This window comes from Neochlamydia sp. S13 (assembly GCF_000648235.2).
Lineage (GTDB): Bacteria > Chlamydiota > Chlamydiia > Chlamydiales > Parachlamydiaceae > Neochlamydia.
In genome coordinates, this window is sequence record NZ_AP017977.1 from 944,131 (window position 1) to 964,708 (window position 20,578).

General features: G+C 37.0%; 17 protein-coding genes and 2 pseudogenes. 9 read left to right on the forward strand and 10 right to left on the reverse strand.

Translation table 11 applies throughout. The features are described 5' to 3' along the window. Positions 1–44 precede the first annotated feature (44 nt). The 3 genes from priA to TY21_RS03615 are packed head-to-tail and all read right to left on the reverse strand — an operon-like array spanning position 45 to position 3,732. Positions 45–2,273 (reverse strand): primosomal protein N', encoded by a 2,229-nt coding sequence (gene priA, locus TY21_RS03605; protein ID WP_042240928.1) that lies wholly within the window; start codon positions 2,271–2,273, stop codon positions 45–47. A gap of 6 nt (positions 2,274–2,279) precedes the next feature. After that, positions 2,280–3,050: a hypothetical protein gene (locus tag TY21_RS03610; RefSeq protein ID WP_042240925.1), complete on the reverse strand. Its 771-nt coding sequence runs from the start codon at positions 3,048–3,050 to the stop codon at positions 2,280–2,282. 1 nt (position 3,051) lies between these two features. After that, on the reverse strand, positions 3,052–3,732 hold the full coding sequence (locus tag TY21_RS03615) for a hypothetical protein (RefSeq protein ID WP_042240922.1): 681 nt from the start codon (positions 3,730–3,732) through the stop codon (positions 3,052–3,054). 62 nt (positions 3,733–3,794) lie between these two features. On the opposite strand from TY21_RS03615, the gene TY21_RS03620 reads away from it, so the two are divergent. From TY21_RS03620 to TY21_RS03650, 7 genes and pseudogenes are all read left to right on the forward strand, one after another. Beyond that, complete coding sequence (locus tag TY21_RS03620) at positions 3,795–4,421, forward strand: flagellar biosynthetic protein FliO (RefSeq protein WP_042240920.1); 627 nt, start codon at positions 3,795–3,797, stop codon at positions 4,419–4,421. Positions 4,422–4,699: 278 nt separating this feature from the next. Beyond that, the gene (locus TY21_RS10955) at positions 4,700–4,876 is read left to right on the forward strand and encodes a hypothetical protein (RefSeq protein ID WP_158623014.1); all 177 of its coding nucleotides are present in this window, start codon (positions 4,700–4,702) and stop codon (positions 4,874–4,876) included. 17 nt (positions 4,877–4,893) lie between these two features. After that, positions 4,894–5,364, forward strand: a complete 471-nt coding sequence (locus TY21_RS03625; protein ID WP_052354517.1) for a YbjN domain-containing protein — start codon at positions 4,894–4,896, stop codon at positions 5,362–5,364. Positions 5,365–5,646: 282 nt separating this feature from the next. Then, complete coding sequence (locus tag TY21_RS03630; protein ID WP_039384918.1) at positions 5,647–6,339, forward strand: DUF3820 family protein; 693 nt, start codon at positions 5,647–5,649, stop codon at positions 6,337–6,339. Between the two features lie 14 nt (positions 6,340–6,353). Continuing rightward, on the forward strand, positions 6,354–7,175 hold the full coding sequence (locus tag TY21_RS03635; RefSeq protein ID WP_042240917.1) for an SDR family oxidoreductase: 822 nt from the start codon (positions 6,354–6,356) through the stop codon (positions 7,173–7,175). Between the two features lie 232 nt (positions 7,176–7,407). Continuing rightward, positions 7,408–7,987 (forward strand): annotated as a pseudogene (locus TY21_RS03640) (transposase family protein); the annotation flags it as partial. A gap of 671 nt (positions 7,988–8,658) precedes the next feature. Then, positions 8,659–8,926, forward strand: a pseudogene (locus TY21_RS03650) (transposase family protein); the annotation flags it as partial. A 264-nt stretch (positions 8,927–9,190) separates the two neighbouring features. On the opposite strand, the gene TY21_RS03655 reads toward TY21_RS03650, so the two are convergent. Then, positions 9,191–11,119, reverse strand: coding sequence for a hypothetical protein (locus TY21_RS03655; protein ID WP_042240908.1), 1,929 nt, complete (start codon positions 11,117–11,119; stop codon positions 9,191–9,193). Positions 11,120–11,883: 764 nt separating this feature from the next. On the opposite strand from TY21_RS03655, the gene TY21_RS03660 reads away from it, so the two are divergent. Beyond that, on the forward strand, positions 11,884–12,261 hold the full coding sequence (locus TY21_RS03660; RefSeq protein ID WP_042240905.1) for a hypothetical protein: 378 nt from the start codon (positions 11,884–11,886) through the stop codon (positions 12,259–12,261). Beyond that, on the forward strand, positions 12,209–12,730 hold the full coding sequence (locus TY21_RS03665) for a hypothetical protein (protein WP_130589522.1): 522 nt from the start codon (positions 12,209–12,211) through the stop codon (positions 12,728–12,730). The genes TY21_RS03660 and TY21_RS03665 overlap by 53 nt, the downstream gene beginning before the upstream one ends. A gap of 308 nt (positions 12,731–13,038) precedes the next feature. On the opposite strand, the gene queC is transcribed toward TY21_RS03665, so the two are convergent. The 6 genes from queC to tyrS form a co-directional block, all read right to left on the reverse strand. Beyond that, positions 13,039–13,728: a 7-cyano-7-deazaguanine synthase QueC gene (gene queC / locus TY21_RS03670; RefSeq protein WP_042240900.1), complete on the reverse strand. Its 690-nt coding sequence runs from the start codon at positions 13,726–13,728 to the stop codon at positions 13,039–13,041. Between the two features lie 7 nt (positions 13,729–13,735). Then, positions 13,736–15,655 carry an ABC transporter ATP-binding protein gene (locus TY21_RS03675; protein ID WP_042240896.1) on the reverse strand — a complete coding sequence of 640 codons (1,920 nt, stop codon included), beginning with the start codon at positions 15,653–15,655 and terminating at the stop codon, positions 13,736–13,738. Between the two features lie 192 nt (positions 15,656–15,847). Then, a complete protein-coding gene (locus tag TY21_RS03680) occupies positions 15,848–16,807 on the reverse strand; it encodes an acetyl-CoA carboxylase carboxyltransferase subunit alpha (RefSeq protein ID WP_042240892.1) in 960 nt (319 codons plus the stop codon). 76 nt (positions 16,808–16,883) lie between these two features. Next, on the reverse strand, positions 16,884–17,969 hold the full coding sequence (locus TY21_RS03685; RefSeq protein ID WP_042240890.1) for a L,D-transpeptidase: 1,086 nt from the start codon (positions 17,967–17,969) through the stop codon (positions 16,884–16,886). 288 nt (positions 17,970–18,257) lie between these two features. Further along, positions 18,258–18,575 (reverse strand): HU family DNA-binding protein, encoded by a 318-nt coding sequence (locus TY21_RS03690; RefSeq protein ID WP_197725083.1) that lies wholly within the window; start codon positions 18,573–18,575, stop codon positions 18,258–18,260. Between the two features lie 232 nt (positions 18,576–18,807). Continuing rightward, positions 18,808–20,082 (reverse strand): tyrosine--tRNA ligase, encoded by a 1,275-nt coding sequence (tyrS, locus tag TY21_RS03695; protein WP_042240888.1) that lies wholly within the window; start codon positions 20,080–20,082, stop codon positions 18,808–18,810. Positions 20,083–20,578 lie beyond the last annotated feature (496 nt).

Consider the following 20,578-nt stretch of genomic DNA (forward strand, 5'->3'; position numbering starts at 1 on the left):
ACGCCATCACTAAAAAAACTTTTTTGAAGAGTACTACCAAGGTTTTAAAAAAATGTAGAGACAGGGTTTACATCTACTCGCATTTTTACCGTTTGCAAAGAGTGATGGGTATGACGGAAACTTTCTAAAACGCGATTCAAAGCATACACATTAGCACAACAGATAAGAAATTGATACCGATACTGACCTTTAACTTTTGCGTATCCTGCAGGAATAATTTCATGCCATTTACAAATTTCATTTGAATGATCCATAAGCCACGAGCGCGTATAATGAGCATAATCCGAGGTCTTTTTTTGGTCTGGGCCCGAAAAGGTAATTTTGATTAGATTAGAAAAAGGAGGATAATTAAAAGCTTGCCTTACATTTAGTTCTTCTTCAAAAAAAATTTCATAATTGTTAGCTGCCGCTAAGCAAATCGTTGAATTATCAGGTAAACTTGTTTGTAGAATCACTTCACCTGCTATTTGGCCACGTCCTGCTCGCCCAGAAACTTGTGTAATTAATTGGAAAACTGTCTCTGAAGCACGAAAATCGGGGAGATTAAGGGTAGAATCACAATTTAATATTCCAACAAGGGTAACCGAAGGAAAGTGAAGACCCTTAGCGATCATTTGGGTGCCAATCAATACATCCGCTTTGCCACTGCTGAAAGTTTTTAAAAGCTTCTGATGGCTGCCTTTATGCTTCGTAGTATCTGCATCCATGCGTACTGTACGAATGCCAGGGAATAAAGCATGTATATTTTTTTCAATCAATTCAGTTCCTACCCCTTTATATTTCATGGGATGGTCATGATGACAATTAGGGCACTGCTTTGGGGGAGGAGTGAGTGTGTAGCCACATAGATGGCAAGCTAAAGCGTTGTCGCCTAAATGAAAAGTCATGGTGACATCACAATGTTCACATTTGACTGCTTGCCGACATTGCTGGCAGAGTAGAGTAGTATGGTAACCACGGCGGTTAAGAAATAAGATGGTTTGCTCCCCTTGTTCAAAACGCTGCTTTATTCCTGTGATAAGCTTTTCTGAAAAATTCGTATATCCTTTAGCTTTTTCAAATTCTTTTGCCATGTCAACAATATGCATGCGAGGCATGTTTGCTGTAGCGGCCCGCATGGTAAGTTTGCTTAAAGTATATTTGCTAATCGAAGCATTATAATAGCTTTCTAAGCTTGGCGTTGCACTCCCAAGAATGACTGTGCTATTACTCATTTTTCCTCGCATGACCGCTACATCGCGGGCATTGTAGCAAGGCTGTTCCTCAGATTGCTTATAGGATTGCTCATGTTCTTCATCTACGATAATGAGCCCTAAATTAGGAACAGGACTAAAGATTGCTGAGCGAGCTCCAATCACAATAGGGGACTCTCCACGGCGAATTTTGTGCCATTCATCAAAGCGTTCTCCCTGGCTTAATTGATGATGAAGAATGGCAATTTTATGATCAAAACGGCTGCGAAAACGTTCGATAGTTTGAGCTGTTAAAGAGATTTCCGGAACTAACATAATTGTTCCTTTATTCTGCATTAAAGCTTGCTCTATAGCCTGTAAATAAATTTCAGTTTTACCACTTCCTGTGACCCCGAAAATAAGGTGGGTTTCAAATTGATTTTCGCTAAGGCTGTGCTTTACTTTTTCAAAAGCTTGAAGTTGTTCTGCATTAAGCTGTTTAGCTTTGGTCTTAAAATATTCTTCATCGATAAGGGGCGAACGATCAATACGCACAATATCCATTTGTAAATAATCTTTATTAATAAGCGTATCTACAGAGCTGCGAGAACATTTGGATATTTCTAGCAATTCACTGAGTAAAATCCCTTTTTTTACTTGAAGCATGATATCGATGACTTCAGCTTGCGCTGGAAATCTGTTACGTATTTTTTCGCAATAAATCTTTAATTCCTCACGCGTTTTTTTACGCAGGACATAAAATTGCTGTTTGTGCTGTATATCTTTGCGTACACTGGCGGGTAGCAAGATTTTGAAAACTTGGTGGAGAGGTGTGCAATAATATTTGGCTAGCCATAAAGCTAGTTCAAATAAGGGAGGAGTGATAAGCTCTCCCTCTGATAAAATTTTAGCGATGGGCTTTACGGAAGGAAAAGTAGCCTGGTTTTGTACCTTCAGGATATATCCTCGTTGAAATTGACGGCGTAAGGGTACTTCAACACGTACACCGGGTTTAGCGTGCAAAGTAAACTCAGGGGGAATGCTATATTCCAAAGGCTTGTCCAGGGCACTATCAAGGATAACAGAGGCATACAGCGACATTTTAACCTACCTGGAAAGTTGAGAAGAAATAAAATTCCAAAGCTCTACTTTGCGGGGGGGCTCTTGGAAATATATATCCAAAGGGGCAAGCTCAATTATAAAATTTTTTTGGCTGGAGTCTAAGCAATTCTTCTCTATAATTTCTGTATGTACACGATAGACTATCTGAATAGCTTTACGTAGGTTAGCTAAAAATAAAGCGTGGCGCGGATCAGAAGATGCACTTATTAAAACTAATAATAAACAATCTCGCTGGCTATCATTTTTCCACATTTGTTTAACATTTTTCGCAGCTTCATCGTTTGGAATCTCAGCTAGAACCATTTGATCAGGGAAGCGCTCGGCAAAAATTTTATGAAAATCTGAAAAATCTGGAGAGGTGAGAGCAGGTGCTGAAAATTCCAAATTAATAGCTTTAGGTACAAATTCTGTGCTGTTTGGCGAGGAGGAAGAAGAAAGAAGTTGCTCGCTTGTCAAGTTGCTTTTACTATCAGCAGGTAACACTTCAAGCGTATCTTTTGGATGCTTTTCATGGGTAATTACCGTAGAAGAGAGAGGAGCTGCAACTACAGGTGAAGGTTCAACCTTAGACGCTTCCGGAAATTGAGGTGGCAATGCCTTTTTAATGGCTTGGGGTAAGCAAGAAGCTGCAAATAGGCGATAATCCGCATAGCTTGATCGGCTAACTTCTAAGAATGCTTTTGAAGAAAATTCTTGGATAAGGTAGCTTTGCACTTGAGCGATTAGGGATAAATATTCACTTTTTAAAGACGACATTTTATTTTTTTTGTTGAAGTTCTTTCGCAGCTTCTAAAACTTGAGGCAAAAGATGATAATAGCCTCGCTTACTGTACTGTTTAATTATATATTTTTCTGCTGTTTTCAATCCTTGTGGGAACATTTTAGTAAAAACTTTTTTCACAAATGGTGCTTTATAGACTTCATCCACAGTTTGATGATTCTCTAATAGAAAAAACAGTATGGTTTCATCATCTTCAAATTGCAAGAATAATTTAGCAATTAAACGCCCTATCTTGTTGAGAAAATTTTGAATTTTTGGAATGTAAGGAGACGCTAGCTCAAATAAGGGAGATGAGGGCGATAAAGGTCTGTTTTCAACTGTCTTCCAAACTTGATAGCAGAGAGAATAAGTTTTTTGAGCATGTAAGTTTAATTTTTGCGCAGGCTGTTTTTTGTCCTCATCATTAAGGTTAAAAGATTGGCAGCTACTTTGCAATTGCTGGAGTAGACCTTTATCCGCATATCCAAAAAAGGCGGGAAAAAGATTTTTATCTTGATAGCCTAGTAATCTAATGAGTGCCATGTTAGCGGCTTCATAATTGTTATTTTGGACCGCTATCTCAAAGCTTTTAAATGCTTGGCAAATGGCTAAGTATTCACTGACCATGAATTGAAATACAAGGCTATTGTTATTTTGAAGGTGATAAGGAGATCGCATACCTGACTTGCTCTTTAAAGATCTGAGCTTATCAAAAAACTCACAAAAGGCAATAAGAAAATGTGCAAAAATATATTGAAATGCTAGAATTGCACTTATTAATTTCTAACCCATCAGATCTTATGAAAAATAATTTTCTTTGTTTCGTTATTGTTTGCACAGCTTACATACTTTGTAAGCAAGGGTATAGTGAACAAGCTTTCGATCATCCACAGACTTTGGCCCACTTTTCTCCTGCCTTGGAGGAAGACCACTCTGATACCCTGGAGAAAAATCAATCTGAAAATTTTGAAACTCCTATTCACTCTGCCCACCCTACTTCAAAAGTCGAATTCTCCCCAAAAACTGACGACAATGAAGGAGCTCGATTTTTTCATGAACTTATCAATATCTTAACCACTTTAGGATTAATTGTGGCAGTAGTTTTGATAGCTTCCTGGATGATTAAAAGATTGCTTAGAGGAAAAATTCATCAATTGAACGCTACCAGTTTAATTAAAGTCATCGAATATCGCTCGTTAACCCCAAAAACGGCAGTTTATCTTTTAGAAATAAAAGGAAAAGGAATTATTATAGCTGAATCTGTTAATGGAGTTACACACCTAGGTGCATTTGAAAATAATGAATCGGAGGAAAGTCTACCTTCATCGTTTAAAGAGAGGATAGAGAACAAAGATATTTCATTATGAGTAATACAAGCTTTAGCTTAAATTTTTTTCTTCGAAAATGATCAAAGAACAAGAAATAAACGCTTGCATTTTTTTATCTAAACAACTCTACTTTGCCTTTGTATTATTGAAAACTTATTTTCTTTTACACTAAACATTAAGCTTGCCTTTTACCTCATGCAAAGAGGTTTGAACAAAAGGCAGAGGTAAAATGCAAAAAAAATAAGGCTTTAGATTTCCAAAATATTAGCGAATAGGATAGTATCATTGATTTTATCACTGCCTGAAGAAGAGGGGATATGCAAAACAAACAAATTTTTATTTATTCGATGTTTTATTTAATTTGTATTGGCTTCCTTTTTGCTTGTTATCGCTTGCCAAGAGAGGATGAATACTCTGTTGTTCCTTCTACTAACAATCCTGAGGTCATTCGAGAAAAGCAACCAAATAATTTTGCGCCAAATGTAGGTTTTTAAAAGTTTTAGAGAAAAATATGATTCCCCTCACTATTGATAGTCTTTACGAATACCTAATCAATAAATCTGTAGATGTAAAACATCAACCAGAGACTAAGCAGATATATACTCTTTTTAAAGTGCAAAATGAAGCTTTTCCTCTTTTTATTGGCTTATTAAATGATGAAGAACTTCTTCAATTATTTGCTCCTATTCCTATTGCTCTTGAGAGCCAAACGATCACTGAAGTAGCACGCGTTTTACATTTATTCAATAAAGAAATCGATATTCCTGGTTTCGGCTTAGATGAACGGGCTAAAATTGTTTTTTACCGTACCATCTTGCCAGCTAGCGATAAGAAGGTTGCAGGGGAAATTCTTTGTAATTATATCCATACTATTCCTCTTTTGATAGAAACATTCTTCCCTATTATCGCCGCTGTGGTAGCAGGTAAAGCTCGCTTTATAGATGTAGTAAAACAAGGGGAAGCGGCTAAAATAAGAAAATAAAAAAATGTATAAAAGTAGTTAAAGATGGACATAAGTACTTGTGCTCGATCCAAACAAGCACTTAGCTTTATTTGCTCAAATCTTCTTTTATTTAAGTTATGCTAAGTTCGGCCCTTTAAAAGGGAGTCAAATGTTCTATTCTCTTTCTCTTAAGGCATGTTAAGCTAATTACCATGATCAGCTGATATAGTATCTTTAAATTTTTCAGGATATAAAGTAGCTAAGAACAATGTTGAAAGACTTTAATGTAAAATAATAACGTTAAAAGGATGCTGCCTCACTATGCCAAGACGTGCTATTTTTTATGACACTGAAACGACGGGTATTAAAGCTGATAGGGATCGTATTATCGAGATTGCAGCTTTTGATCCAGTAAATAATACTTCTTTTGAGAAGTTGATCAATCCAGGATGTCCTATTCCTGCTGAAGCTACTGCTGTACACAATATTACGGATGAGATGGTTGCCAAATGCGCCAGCTTTGCGCAGGTGGGACAAGAGTTTATAGACTTTTGTGAAGGCGATGTGGTTCTGATTGCCCATAATAATGATGCTTTTGATCTTCATTTTCTTCGTCAAGAGTTTGGGCGTCATCAAATTCAAATGCCCTCATGGTCATTTCTAGATTCTTTAAAATGGGCAAGACGTTATCGTCCCGATCTTCCTAAACATACTTTACAATTCTTAAGAGAGATCTATCAAATAGAAGCAAACAAGGCCCACCGAGCCCTTGATGATGTTATTGTCTTGCATCAAGTCTTCTCTTTAATGACCGATGATTTAGATATGGAAACAATCTTTAAATTGATTAATAAACCTCGCGAACTTCACCATATGCCTTTCGGTAAGCATCAAGGGGTCCCCTTAAAAGATGTGCCGCGTGATTATATCAAATGGCTCGCTAGCTCAGGAGCTTTTGATAAGGCCGAAAATACAGAACTAAAAAATTGCTTTGAAAAGCTTGGCTACCTTTAACCATTCGTGTATGCATGAAGATTTGTATCATAGGATGTGGCTATGTAGGAAGATCGGCAGCTATAAAATGGAAGAATGAGGGGCATGAGATTACTGTCACAACGCGTTGCTTAAAAAAGGCTTCAGAATTAAGACAGTGGACAGATCACGTGTATATTTTGGGCGAGGATTGGCAAAAGTTGTTAGAAAAACAAGATGTTGTTATTTTGGCTGTAGCTCCTGATAGCCCGGCAGATTATAGGCCAACTTATCTAGGTACAGCTGAGAAGCTAGCCAAGGCTCTTAAGAATACGCATGTCTCCCAGGTGATCTATACAGGTAGTTCTTCGGTTTACGGTGAGCAGGGAGGGTTATGGGTAGATGAAGAGACTAAACCCCACCCTACTCAAACGAATAGCAAAATTTTGTTGTCTACCGAAGAAATACTATTTCAAGCTGCTACTTCCTACCGCCAAATATGTGTATTCCGCTTAGGGGAGATTTATGGACCAGGACGTTCAATCGTAGAGCGCGTTAAGCGTATGCTAGGCACTGTCTGCGCAGGCACAGGGGATAATTATACCAACCTTATCTATCTTGATGAGATTGTTTCTGCCATGGCTTATGCCCAGCAAAATAAGCTAGCAGGAATCTATAACCTTTGTGATGATTTTCATATTCCTCGTAAAGAGCTGTATAAGAAGATTAGTAAATTCTATGGCTGGCCCGATGTACAATGGAATCCTTCATTGCAAAGTTCTTTCCAAGGGAATAAAAAAGTTTCTAATGAAAAAATAAAGACTGCAGGCTGGCAGATCAACAAGGAAAATAGCGGTTTGCGCAGCATTCTTTTTTAAGAGTACGTTTTTGAGCCATTCTTTACACGATTTCATCCTTTGTTTTGTAAACCTTCCCTTAAAATACCGGAAGCAGCTTCTAGAGGATCGGCTATGTAGGCGTAGTTTTTTTAAAGAATAAAATTTAAGGCAAAGGCTTAAAAAACTTGAAACATATGTTTGATCCTTAAAAAGACTTCTTGCTTAATTAGATTTTTGCTATATTCTTATCCTTTAAACTAAGGAGAAAGATATGGGGAAATATGAGGAACTTAAAGTGCTGTCTGCCGAACAATTTAAAAGGGTGACGGGAGTAAAGCTTGAAACATTTGAAAGAATGGTCGAGGTTTTAGTAGAAGCACAAAACAGGAGATACAGAAGAGCAGGAAGAAAAGGTGGGCTAACTATCCAAAACAAGCTTTTGATGGCGTTGGAGTATTTAAGAGGGTATCGAACTTATTTTCATTTGGGTAGAAGTTATAGATTGAGCGAAAGTGGTTGTTATCGAGCATGTAGATGGGTGGAAAACACATTAATTAAAAGTGGAGAATTTTCGCTTCCTGGAAAGAAAGCTCTTCTGGAAAAGGAGAGTGAATACGAAGTAGTGCTTATAGATGCATCAGAATCATCTGTAGAGCGACCTAAGAGGAGAAGAGCTAAGGAAAAAAAAGATAAGGAATCGCAACGACAAGCAGAAGCATCTCTATTCAGGAAAAAAGAAAAGGCATACCCTAAAAAGTCAGGCGGTAGTCGATAAGAAGAGTAGGAAAGTTATTTGTACAGCCTTTAGCAATGGTAAAAAGCATGATTATAAGTTGTTTAAAGAAAGCAAGGTGCGCGTGTGCCACGAGCACATTGTAGATGTGCGTAACTATATGAAAGATGAGGGAAAATGGCTCCCTCGAAGTCGCTTTGCAGGAAGAGATTTCAAACCACCTTAAGCTGCTTTGGTCAAAAGCCAAGGTAGTGAGCGTTAAGGAAAAGGTATGATAAACATATCAGGTGAGGACTAAGGAGACGAACGAAAGTGAACTATTGACCCAAGTGTCGAAAGCTTGCTCAATGGCGTCAAAACTGGGGGTTGCGTATTCTTCCAAGATAAATTTAGGGGAAACCTGTTTACTGCCTAAATGGCGTCCGGCATAAAGATAGCGTGAACTTAGTCTAGGCTTTTATATAGAACGTGGGAACCTCATAGATGATGTTAAGAGAAAACCATATAAGTGAAGAACACAAAGTGGGAAATATCGAAGCATGTATGAGGGGCAGATCAACTCGTAGTAGTGAGGAAGTCTTTGTAATGAAGAGGGAGCGAAGGGGTTGGAATTGTTCAATTCAACTCAATAAGTCAAGTAGAAATACGAGGAACTTATGGGGGTGGAGAAAAGGCTGGAAAGCTTGAAGAACAATAGGAGCCGTATGAAGCGAGAGTTTCACGTACGTGTCTGTGGGAGCCTAAGGGGGAAGTCCCCTTGGGCGACCCGATTGGACTGATAGCCGCTGCGCGATAAGCGATAGTGGATATACAGGTATAAAAAAACTTCAAAGAAACTCCAGGCTACCAAAAAAATCTAGAAAGAGAAAACCGTTAACTCAGGAAGAAAAAAAGCAAAACCGAGCAATATCTTCGGAAAGAGTGGTAAACGAAAATGTGATTGGGAGTTTGAAAAGATTTAAAATCATAAGCGATAGATACAGAAATCGAAGAAGAAGGCTTGGCTTGCGCTTTAATCTTATGGCGATGGATCTACAACTATGAAATTGAAATTTAATTACTCAAGAAGTCTAAAGTAAACCTTCAATTCTTTAAGGTAATTAAGAATTATAGAAGACCTAGCCTACTTAGCACTCCAATAGCCTTAAAAGCTTAGAACATCCACGGGGCAGTAAGTTTTTCTTAATAATTGCGGAGGCCACATCTATTTCTGAGGACATTCAATTGGCTATTTAAGCGATAAATGAACAGAGAGGAAAAAGAGCCAATCAAAAGTAACTAGGCGTTTTTAAAGCTGAAAATAAAAGTATTAATAATACTATTAATCAATAATATCGGCGTCTACCATTTTTTGAATAAGTTCTTTAACTTCTTTTTCTGTATACGTACCATTCATACATTTTTGTCCTACTATTTTCATCTCTACTAATAAAGCTTGTTCGAAGTTGTGGACGTTGTAATAGCTGTTGAACTTATTATCTTTGAAAACCTTTTGATACTTAGGCCCCTCAGGCTTGTTCCAAGCTTTATTTATTATTATTTCGTGATCTTTAGCATATTGCCTTGCTTGCAAATCTTCAAAGATTTCAACAAGTTTTTCAATATTTTTTTCCTTAGTGATATGCGGGTCAATTTTCATTATTTCTGCTAGAGGTTCTTTCTCTAGGCAGGCGCTTTGAGATTCCGCGGCTACCCATTTATCGCACAGATATGTATAGCGAGCTTCTAAGCAATAATTATAGGATGAAAATGCTTGGTTGAAGAATTCCTTTAAACGAGCATTAGCCTTGGCTTTTTGATAAGTGTTAAAGAATAATTTAGCCGAAGTTTTAATTAAAAATTTTATTGTATCTTTAGCCTGTTCGGTATGTAGGTAGACGCCTGTTAGATCGTATATATAGGTTGCAGAATCATAAGAGGAATGTTTAAGATAATAATCCCAAAGTTGAGAGCGATTGGAGTAAATCTTGAAGAAGCCATGAATGGTTTGTTTGATATGATGATAAGTTCTTAGGTTGCTAGCATAATGAAGAAGTTCGAGATCTTTCAGCATTTCTTGATAAACAGTATTTAGCTTATTTGTTTCTATGATCTTTTCCTGCAGAGGGATAGTAGTTGCTGTAGTTTTATTATCAGCAAGTATAGGTAAAAATTTAAGAGGTCTAACAATTGGATTGAAGAGGTTAATACGATTAAAATTAGGCCTGTTTAGAAGAGGTTTAAGAGGAATATTAGGATTTACTTGCCCCTCCCAAATATTTAGTAGTCCGGCTAAATATTTTTCCAATTTTATCATTTTTTCCTGAGTCATTTTCTTTTTTACATTATTCTTTCTGTACTTTTTGCCTATAAACTGTTCTTCCCTTAAATAATCGTTAAATTTTGCTCGGGTAGCAAAGTCAGCGTAAAAATTATTTTCTTTACGATTACTTTTGGTATGCCTTTCCACTTCTTTAATAAACTTTTCAAATGTTTTCCATATAAGTTCCTCTTTTCCCCTTAATTTTTTTTCTTTCTTAACTTTAAAAGCATGAAGGCGGTTTAATTTCGTTTGAAAATTTTTATCTTTTTTGTTAAATGCTTTTTTAAAAAAAAGATCAGTTATTCCCCTTTGGTGAGCATAACAATATTTTTTATAAAGGATCTGGGGAGCCTTTGAGATAGCTTCAATTGTTTTTGCATGGAGAGGTTGTTTATCAAGCTTAAGGCCCGTCTTATCATAAATCAAACGGCGTAGTGCTTGAGGGGATTCACCTTGCAAAAATGCCTTATTAATATGGGAAGAATAGGCAGATAGTAAGCAAAAAGATTCAATGCTTTTTAAAATTTTATGAGCTTGCAATTCATCTTCATTAGCATCTAATTCAGCTTTTATATGGATAAATTTTTCTAGCAAATTGGGTTCAATTTTCATATAGGTAGAGAAAGTGTCTTCCAGTTTGTTTTCTAATCTACTAAGACTTATTCTAAGATGGCACAGATTAGCAATCTTTTTTAAAAGGATAAGAAACACCCTGCATAAGGGATGCATAGTATCACAAGGCTTAGTAGGAAGAGCATCTAAACGTTTTAGTAAATATTTAAGCTGATGGCTTTGTTGAAGGGTAAGTGTGCTTTTCGTAGGGTTTTGCAAGGTAGTACAACATATCCAAAGTAGCTTACGTTCCTGCTGGGTTAAGCTTTTTTTTTGGTTATGATCACAATAGTTTCTTGCTTTATAAACAGCTCTGTAGGCTTCATTAATTTTCATTGTTTACCCCTTTTTTAATAATAGTTATTATCCTAATTTAAATAAATATTAATAAATTGTTAAGAAAACATTTCTATAACCTTATGAATTGCAAAATCTTTACCCCCTTAACTCTTTGCTCCTATCTCTGCGCTAACCAGTTATTTCCAGTAAAAGTATTTATCACTTTAAGAAAATCTTTTTAAAGATTTATAGAATTTATCAAAAATTTAGGATTTTAAGGGGGTCAATCGATAAAAAGCCATACAGAAATGCAATAAAAAACAAAATAAGCTCGAAAAAGTCTGCGTACGAAAATTTTATCACAAAGCACCCTTTTGTCCATGCTAAATTAGGCTATCTAATAAATTTAAATTTGATCAAGTGAAGTTCCAAATTTTAAGAGCTTAATTAAAAATGTACCTTTTTGAACTTAGCTTAAGTCATTTAAAAGCAAGGTAAATAGGAGTGTCCGATAAATGGAGTAGAAGGGTGGTTAATCTAAAAAAATCTAGAGTCTAACGAGGTTTATAAGGGTATTTGATGAACGAGGTAAAGAGAAATTCTATTATAAAAAATCCTTTTTTTTAAATAGTGCAAATGGTGCCCTTTTTTGCTTTCCCTTATATTTGCTCAAGCTGTTTGCTGTCTCCATCAAAAAGTTATGCTACCGAACAAACGTCAAGATGGCCGTATTTAAATTAATACGGCCATCTTTCTTGAAAAATGGCCGTATTTGATGTAATATTCCTCTAAGTTAAGAACGCAGGGCAAAGTTAAGTCTAATGAAAAGCACTAAAGATAAAAAGCTGGCCGTATTCCAGCAGTTAAGCCAGGAGGTAGAGCCTATTAGCCTACCTATTTTGCTTGAGAAATTAGGCAGCGGCTATTCGGAGCGAAGTGTGCGAAGATGGCTGGCGGAGATGATAAGTGAAGGGCTTCTGGAACGACTTGGGCAAAAACGAGGAACAAAATACTATGCTATACAGCTTGCTAAGCGAGAAATGAGCAAAACAAGTAATTGTTTTGGAACAGCAAGCACAAAAGCCATTCAACAAGTGAGACGTCCTCTTTATGAACGTATGCCCCTTGCCTACAATGATCACTGGTTTGATACTTATCAGCCAAATATTACTTTTTACCTTTTTACAAGGATTTTCTGATGTAAATAAACGCACGGCGCGACTTAGCGCAAATATTCCGTTAATCAAAAGTAATCTTGTCCCCTTATCCTTTAATGATGTAGAAAGAGAGGATTATACCTCCGCGGTAATTGCGATCTACGAACTACAAGATATTCGTCCGCTCCTTGATTTATATATGTTCTCTTATATGCGAACGTGCTCCATGTATGATTCAACGGTAAAAGCCCTGGGATTTGATGAAATACGAGTACGTTATCGGCAGCAACGACGTGCCCTTATCCGCGATATTGTCCTTAATCAGCTCACAGAGAAAGGCTTGCAAAAATACATTTTTTCCCAAACTTTAAAATTGCCCAATAAAGAAGAGCAAGCTTTTTTTATAGAGGACGTGATGGAAGATCTTAAAGAAATAGACCAAAGCCGACTTGCAGGACTTGGAATTACACCAGAGCAGCTAAAGGCTTGGCTAAACTTAGCTAAATCTTGAAAGGGTGCGAATGCTGTAAAGATAAGAGCCCATCTCTTCACCATGAATATAAACCTTATTAAGTGCTAGCCTAGCTTTGGAAGATCTCTTTAGTGCTAACCATGCTGATATATATAGCCTTCATAAGAAAAAGCCCCTTTTTTTATAAAGATTATTCTCTTTAAAAAAAAGTTCACTCTTTGGAGCAAGAAAGAATAAAGCGTTAGCTTAAAGGAGCCTACTAAGTGAAGCTGAGGTTATAAAACACAAGGTGCCTTATTTAGTTTAAAGCCCCATCTTCTCGTTAAAATTTTTTAATTTACTGCGATTTAAGGCTCCACATTCAATAAGACGCCTGGATTAGCCTCTTTAAACTCTTGCAGGCCTTTATTACGGAGCCTACAAGCAGGGCATTGTTGGCAGCCTGCTTGGGAAATCCCTTCATAGCAGGTAATAGTTGTATTTAAGAGGTATTCAAGGATACCTAATCGATGAGCTATTTCCAACGTTTCCTTTTTAGTCAGTGAGACTAAAGGGGTTAAAATTTTAAAGTGTGGATTGGCTAGATCTATACGCAAAATTTTCTGCTTAAGGTCAAAATATTCTCGAGAACAATCTCGATATCCTGAATAGTTACCTTCCACGCCAATCACCCCTAAATAGATAAAGGAAGCTCCAAGATAATCCGCATAAATGGCTCCTAGGCGAGCCATTAATCCATTTCGGCCTACTACTAACGTATTGGGAGTAGTAGGTGGATCTTTCTCGATGGCTACCGCTGGGTTAATTAGTGCATTGGTGGTAACTTGACTTAAGCAGCTTAAGTTAAGCGTGGCATGCGCTACATTCCAATCTTTGCAAATTTTTTCTGCTTGTATAATTTCAGAAGCATGCCGCTGGCCATAGTAAAAAGATAGGCTAGTGACTGCATCTTTTCCAAGCTCTTGCATAGCAAGCGCTAAACAGATAGAAGAATCCATACCACCTGAATGAATAACAACTGCTTTCTTTTTTCTCATTTCCTCCTTAGGATGTTTGGTTGGCATGATACATATGCTCCCACATTTTTTTAAAGCCTGGGCAATTTTGTAGCAATTCCTCTTTAGTACCTTCGGCTAGTTTTTCTCCTTTTTCTAGATAGATAATCTTATCAGCGTCTTCAATGGTAGAGAGGCGATGAGCAATAATGATCTGGGTGACTTGCCCTCGTAGCTGATGAATTGCATTTTTAATATGTATTTCACTGCTAGCATCTAAAGCGGAGGTGGCTTCATCCATAATAAGGATAGGAGCATCTTTGGCTAAAGCCCGCGCTATAGCTAAGCGTTGTTGCTGGCCGCCTGATAGATTTTTTCCTGTTTCAGCTAATTCTGTGTCGTATCCTTTAGGTAATTGAAGAATAAATTCTTCAGCATAAGCTTTTCTAGCGGCATTTTCAATTTGCTGGATAGATAAGTTTTTTCCATAAGAAATATTTTCAGCTACTGTATCAAGGAAAAGAAAGGGTTTTTGAGGAACAAAAGCAATCTGTTCTCTAAGTGATTTTTGAGTAAAAGTTGTGATTGATTTATTGTTAATACGTATCGTTCCTTGCTGAATGTTATACAAGCGAGGAAGAAGATGAACAATAGTAGATTTGCCTGCTCCGGTGGGCCCTACAATGGCTACCGTGGTACCTTTTTCTACTTTGAAACTCAATCCTTTTAAAACCCAATCCTGGTCATAACGAAACCACACATTGTCAAATTCAATAGAATCTTCAAATGTAGCCATCGTTTCCGCCCCATCAACATCACGGATGCAGGGAACTAGATCCAACACTTCGCACATCCGTTCAGCAGCGGCGATTCCTCGTTGAATATGGCTATTTTCTTCAGCAAATTTTTTAATGGGTTCATAAAATATGTATAATAAGCCACAATAAAATAATACTTCAGGTATGCTCATGTGTAGCACATATAAACCATACATAAGAGCCGTGGCTAAGAAAAACATTCCGATGGTATGGATAATTGGGCGAGAAGCAAGATCATAACAAGCACTTTTTTTTTCAAGTGCAGCCATTTTCTGATTTTGATCTTTGTATTTTTTTAACGAAAACTCTTCCATCCCAAACAGCTTTACAGTTTGAATACCCGCTAGAAAATCAATTATAACGGAAGCAAAGCGTTCTTGATTTTGTTGGATTTGCCTTGAAATACGTTTAACACGTTTGGCTAGAAAAATAATAGGAAATACAATTAGAGGGAAGCCAATGAATATAATCAAAGATAGTTTCCATGAGGTGAGAAAGCACATCAAGAGGGTAGTTAATACAGTAAAAGGCGTTTGAAGGTAGTTAACGAGACAAGCATTGATAGCTTCAGCGATGGTTGAGGAATCACCCACTACACGTGCGGATAAGCTGCCAATATGATGATCATGGTAGAATTTTAAAGGTAGGGTTTGAATATGTTCAAAATACTGCTGTCGTAATTTACTACTCACCCGAATAGCTAAGACTCGTGTCGAGAAGCGATGAGCAAACAGTGTAAGGGCTTTAAAAAAAGCAACAAATACTAAAAATAAAGCAAGACTGGACAGATTTTCTTTAATAGGCAATATATGATTGATACGGCGCGTAGCTTCTTCCAGAAGATTTTTATTTTTAAGCTTAGCCATAAAATGGTCGATTTCGGCAGATGTAATATAGCCTTTATGATTGCTATCTAGCTGCTCGAAGCGTTGATGCACCTCTGCCAAGCTTATTTTATCAACTTTTTGCAAAGAGCCCTCTTTTAAGGGGGCGAAAAGCTCAAATATGTCTGGCCCTTTCTTAGTAATTATTCCTAAGGCCAATATTTCTAACTGCGAGGCCACCGTGAGTAATAACATTGCTAATATAATAAACACGATGAGGGTAGTATGCACATGTTTATCAAAAGAAATTTTAAAAATTTTTATCATGTTAATATTAAACCTAAAATCCAAGATATTGTGTTAGGGCTACACGTGATATAAAAAAATGAAAACCAATGAGAGGTTAAAGGCTATAAATTAAGGAATATTTTCTTATTGTTAAGAAATGAGCCCCTAAAAACACTCCTCTTCCTTTCTTTTGCTTCTATCTTTTTATTAGGGGTGTAGGTTGAGGCTAGTCTATCTGTTAGCATGGCTAGTGAACTGGCCCATTTTACGAAACTTAAGATAACGTTGTTCAAGTAAAATGTCTTTGGGAATGTGGCGAAGTGTTTGCCATTGCTCTAAAATGAATTGCTGCATATTTATATAAGCTTTTTGCGGATCGTGATGCGCTCCTCCCAAGGGCTCATTGATGATGGCGTCGATAATATTTAAAGGCAGCATATCTTCAGCATTTAATTTAAGAATACTAGCAGCTTCCGTATTTTTCTTTGCATCTTTCCATAAAATGGAAGCACATGCTTCTGGAGAAATTACAGAATAATAAGCATGTTCCATCATGCCTACCACGTCGCCTACTCCCATGCCTAATGCGCCTCCTGAGCAACCTTCACCTATGATAGTAACAATAATGGGCGTATTTATACGTGCCATCGTGCGTATATTTAAAGCGATTGCCCATCCTTGTCCTCTTTCCTCAGCCTCTAAGCCAGCATAAGCGCCAGGTGTGTCTAAAAATGTTACGATAGGAAGGTTAAATTTTTCAGCTAGTTGCATAAGCCTTAAGGCTTTTCTAAAGCCCTCAGGGTTTAGCATCCCAAAGTTTCGGTGGACTCTACTTTCGGTATCGCAGCCTTTTTCCTGGCCCATCACCATACATTTCATAGGGCCGATTTTAGCTAATCCCCCTATAATCGAAGGATCATCTCCATACGTGCGGTCCCCACAAAGTTCATAAAAATTCTGACATATGTTTTTTATATAGTCGCTAGATTGAGGGCGGGAAGGGTGGCGGCAGATCTGAACGCGCTGCCAGGGAGTTAGCTCGGCATATATTTTCTCTTTAAGCTTTTCTAGTTTCTGCTCAAGTTTTTTAATTTCTGTGTTGAAAATCGGATTATCATTATTTTGCTTTTTAAGATGCTCTATAGTTTTAACATATTCTTGAATCTGTCTTTCGTGTGGTAAAATGTCCAAACAGTCGCTCCCTAGTTACAGGATTTTTTTCAAATTTATTCGAGCAAAGTATAGAAAAAAGGAACTTAATTTGACACTACTTGTTGGCAATCTCAATGATCGTTTGCATGTTATTTTCGGCCTTAAAAAAATCTTTTGTAAGTTCAATAGTGGTAGGACGAGAAATAATGATGGAATAAAGCTCTTCTATATCTTCAGCAGCCATACGGATACAGCCATCGCTTTCATATTTACCTAGACTATTGGTATCTTCAACTAATGTGCCATTTTTTATTAGCCATGGCATGCCATGGATACCCAAGCCCTTAGCTGGTGCCGTTGTTCCGTGAAGTTCTTTTTCAAAAGGAATCCAGCGTGTCCCAAATATGCGTATCATTTCTACTTTTGCGCCTTGATGGATCCCCATTATCTTAGGGGTATAGACGGCTACTCGCGGACCTAAAGAATATATTCCAATAGGAGTCAATAAGCCGGAGTTTGTGGAAGGATCCAAACGCCCTAATCCTACTTGATATGTTTTAACTAATACTTTTTCCTTAGCATTTATATCATAATAGTAGAACCACATCTGGCAGCGCGATAAGTCAATCAAAAGATGAAAATGAATCATTTTGTGAGGATGTAAAATATTGAAGCGTGCACCTTCGCTTATATCTTGTTTAAGATAATCAGGCTTTCCATTGAGACTGCGAGCGATAAAATGACGCGAAGTTTTATAGTAATTCGCATAATCCGATAGCCAGGCAGGCCTGCCTTTTTGCCAATTGACGCGGCTTTTATAAGTGATGGTCTCTACAATAGGAAATTTAGGACTGGTGGTATTAAAAAATTCCAGCACCCTGTTTTCTTCAGTGAGCTGTGCTTTTAATTCTAATACCTTCTCAGAAGAGTTAAGATGGTCATCAGAATCTTTATCGGATAATTCTTTATCCTTAGCTTTTAGGGAGGGTGTAGGAAGAGGAGAAGATGGTGTTTGAGAAAGAGAGGGAAGAGCAGAGTTGGAAAAAGAATTGCTTTTTATCTCAATTTCAATAGGAGGATGAGAGGTAGCGGGCTCAATAATAAAATTTGAGTGAGGAGACTTATTTTTGAATAAAGCTGCCACGCCAATGATGCTAAACAGAATAATGGCCGAAATGATTAATAATCTGGGTAAGGTCATGATAATGACTGCCTTTGCTTAATTATGGGTAAAGTATAATACAACAAAGCGCAATTTGGCCACTAAAACTTCTTAGGCAGCTGAAAAGTTAAACCCTATTTCCAAAAGATTATACCCTCTGCTCAATAAAGAAATAAAAATCTTATGAATTTTTATCCACTGTTAAAGAGACTGGAAAACAGATGCTTAGCTATCTATATTTTAAAGACTCACCATAAGGGGATAAGGATGGAATTAAGGATGTACAATCCTCTATTCCTTATCCTATATCCTTAAACGATTGGATGATTAGATAGAACGAGGTCGTTCAATGAGTTTACGCATTTTCTTACCAGGAGTAAACTTAACAGCATTGCGTGCAGGAATAACAATAGGTTCCTCGGCTTTTTTAGGATTACGACCGATTTTTTGCTTTCGTTCGACCACTTCAAAGACACCAAAATCACGAAATTCAAGGCGATCCCCATCTGAGAGGCATTCAGTCATTTTATCTAGAAAAGATTGTATGACATGGCGTACATCATTAGGATGTATCCCTTTATCTTGAGAAATCGAATTGATCAATTTCTTTTTTGTCATAGTACTTTTCTTGGTCATAGTTGTCATAATTTTAGAACTCCTTAATTGAATATGCGATGAGTTTATGGGCTATTTTTTGTATTTACTTTATTTACTAGCAAGCTTTTTTATTTTTCCTAACCTTGCTTTCTTGGAAAAACTGTAGAACGCAGCTAAAAATATTTAAACCTTATGATAATCAATCAACTTTTCGTTTCAAGAAGATTCTTTACTTTAGGCATTATATTTTTGAGGATAGAGCTGTTCGTCTAGGAAAATGTTAATTTTCAATACTTATTAATATCTTATTCTTTTTACCAACGGCTAACAACATCAGGCGATTTGCTATTAAGTCATCAGGTTGTATGATATAGTTCTCATCTTCAACTTTATTGTTATTTAAATATATTCCTCCATTTCGAGCCAAGCGCCTTGCTTCACTCTTACTAGGCAAAAGTCCTACTTGGCATATCAGTTCAAGCAATTTAGCATTGATTACCGTCTTGTTATTAAGGATACGAGAGGGCATATTCTGCGCCATTAATTCAAGTGTGGGAGCATCCAAATTAGCTTTTGCTCCTGGGGCTGCCGCTTCGGTAACTCCTAAAGCTATTTTAAGATTTTCTTCTCCATGAACGATACGCGTAACTTCCTTTGCTAAGCGTTTTTGAGCAGTATTGGGTACGTAATCGGGTTGCTGCATTTGCTCTTGATATTTTCTAATTTCCTCCATATCCATAAAGGTCAACATGCGCATCATTTTAATGACATCGACATCAGAAACACGTACTAAATATTGATAAAACTCATAAGGAGAAAGCTTATCTGCTGAAAGCCAGATGGCTCCTTTTTCAGATTTTCCAAATTTTTGTCCATCACTGCGGGTTAATAGAGGAAAGGTTAAGCCATAAGAGGATTGACCAAGTGCTTTTCGAATGAGCTCTGTTCCTGCTGTAATATTGCCCCATTGGTCACTTCCACCTATTTGCACTTTTACCCCATAATTCTGAAATAAATGAAGAAAATCGTATCCTTGTAAGGCTTGATAGGCAAATTCTGTAAAGCTCATGCCTTCTTCCGAAGTCATACGTCCTTTAACAGAATCTTTAGAAAGCATGGGGCCCATTCTAAAATACTTACCTATCTGGCGCAAGAAACTTACAAACGAAAAATTTTTGAACCAATCATAATTGTTTAAAAAAACCGTTGCATTAGGACGACCATGAGTATCAAGGATTTTTTCAAAATTTTTACGAATACCTATAAGATTTTTTAGTAATGTCTCTTCATCTAAGATTTGTCGCTCAGAAATTTTACCTGAAGGATCGCCAATCATGCCTGTTGCTCCTCCTAATATAACGAAGGGAGTATGTCCAAAGCGTTGAAACCAGGCAAGCCCCATCATGCAGATCAGGTGGCCTAAATGTAAGCTATCGGCAGTAGGATCAAATCCGCAATAAACTTTTGTAGGCTGTGTTAATATATCTTTCAGCTCATCACTTGTGCAAGCTTCAATAAAGCCACGTTCAGCTAGAGTTTCTATTAAGCTGGGCATGTAAGTCCTTAAAAAGGGTGAGAATGGATGCTATTTTGAATTTTAAGTATTTTTCTGTCAATGAACTAGATGAGTGTATGAAAAAATTTATTCCTGCATAGCAAGATGATTTATAATGAGGATAATTTTTCTTACTCTCCATTTCCCATTATGTAAAGCTAAATAAATTACCTCTTCATAAATTATTTAGCTTAAAAAGAGGATGGATAGCGAGCAAAGAGCTAGCCAATTATTTGTAAAAGGGTAGAGGAGAGATATCTACAAAACAGATTAAGATAAAAAGAGATCAGGCCCAAAGGGGAAAGATAAAGATGAAAAGGTTTAAGATTTCCGACCCATCGCTTAAATAGCCGTAAAAGGAAATAAGTAGATAAGAAAAAATTGCTCTATTAGCTAAAAGCAAATCCAGGATATCTTAATCCTCTCGTGCCGGTTGTGTGAGTTACCTTAAACTCATCAAGTGAGCTTACCCTTAAGAAGCGACTAAAAAATTAAA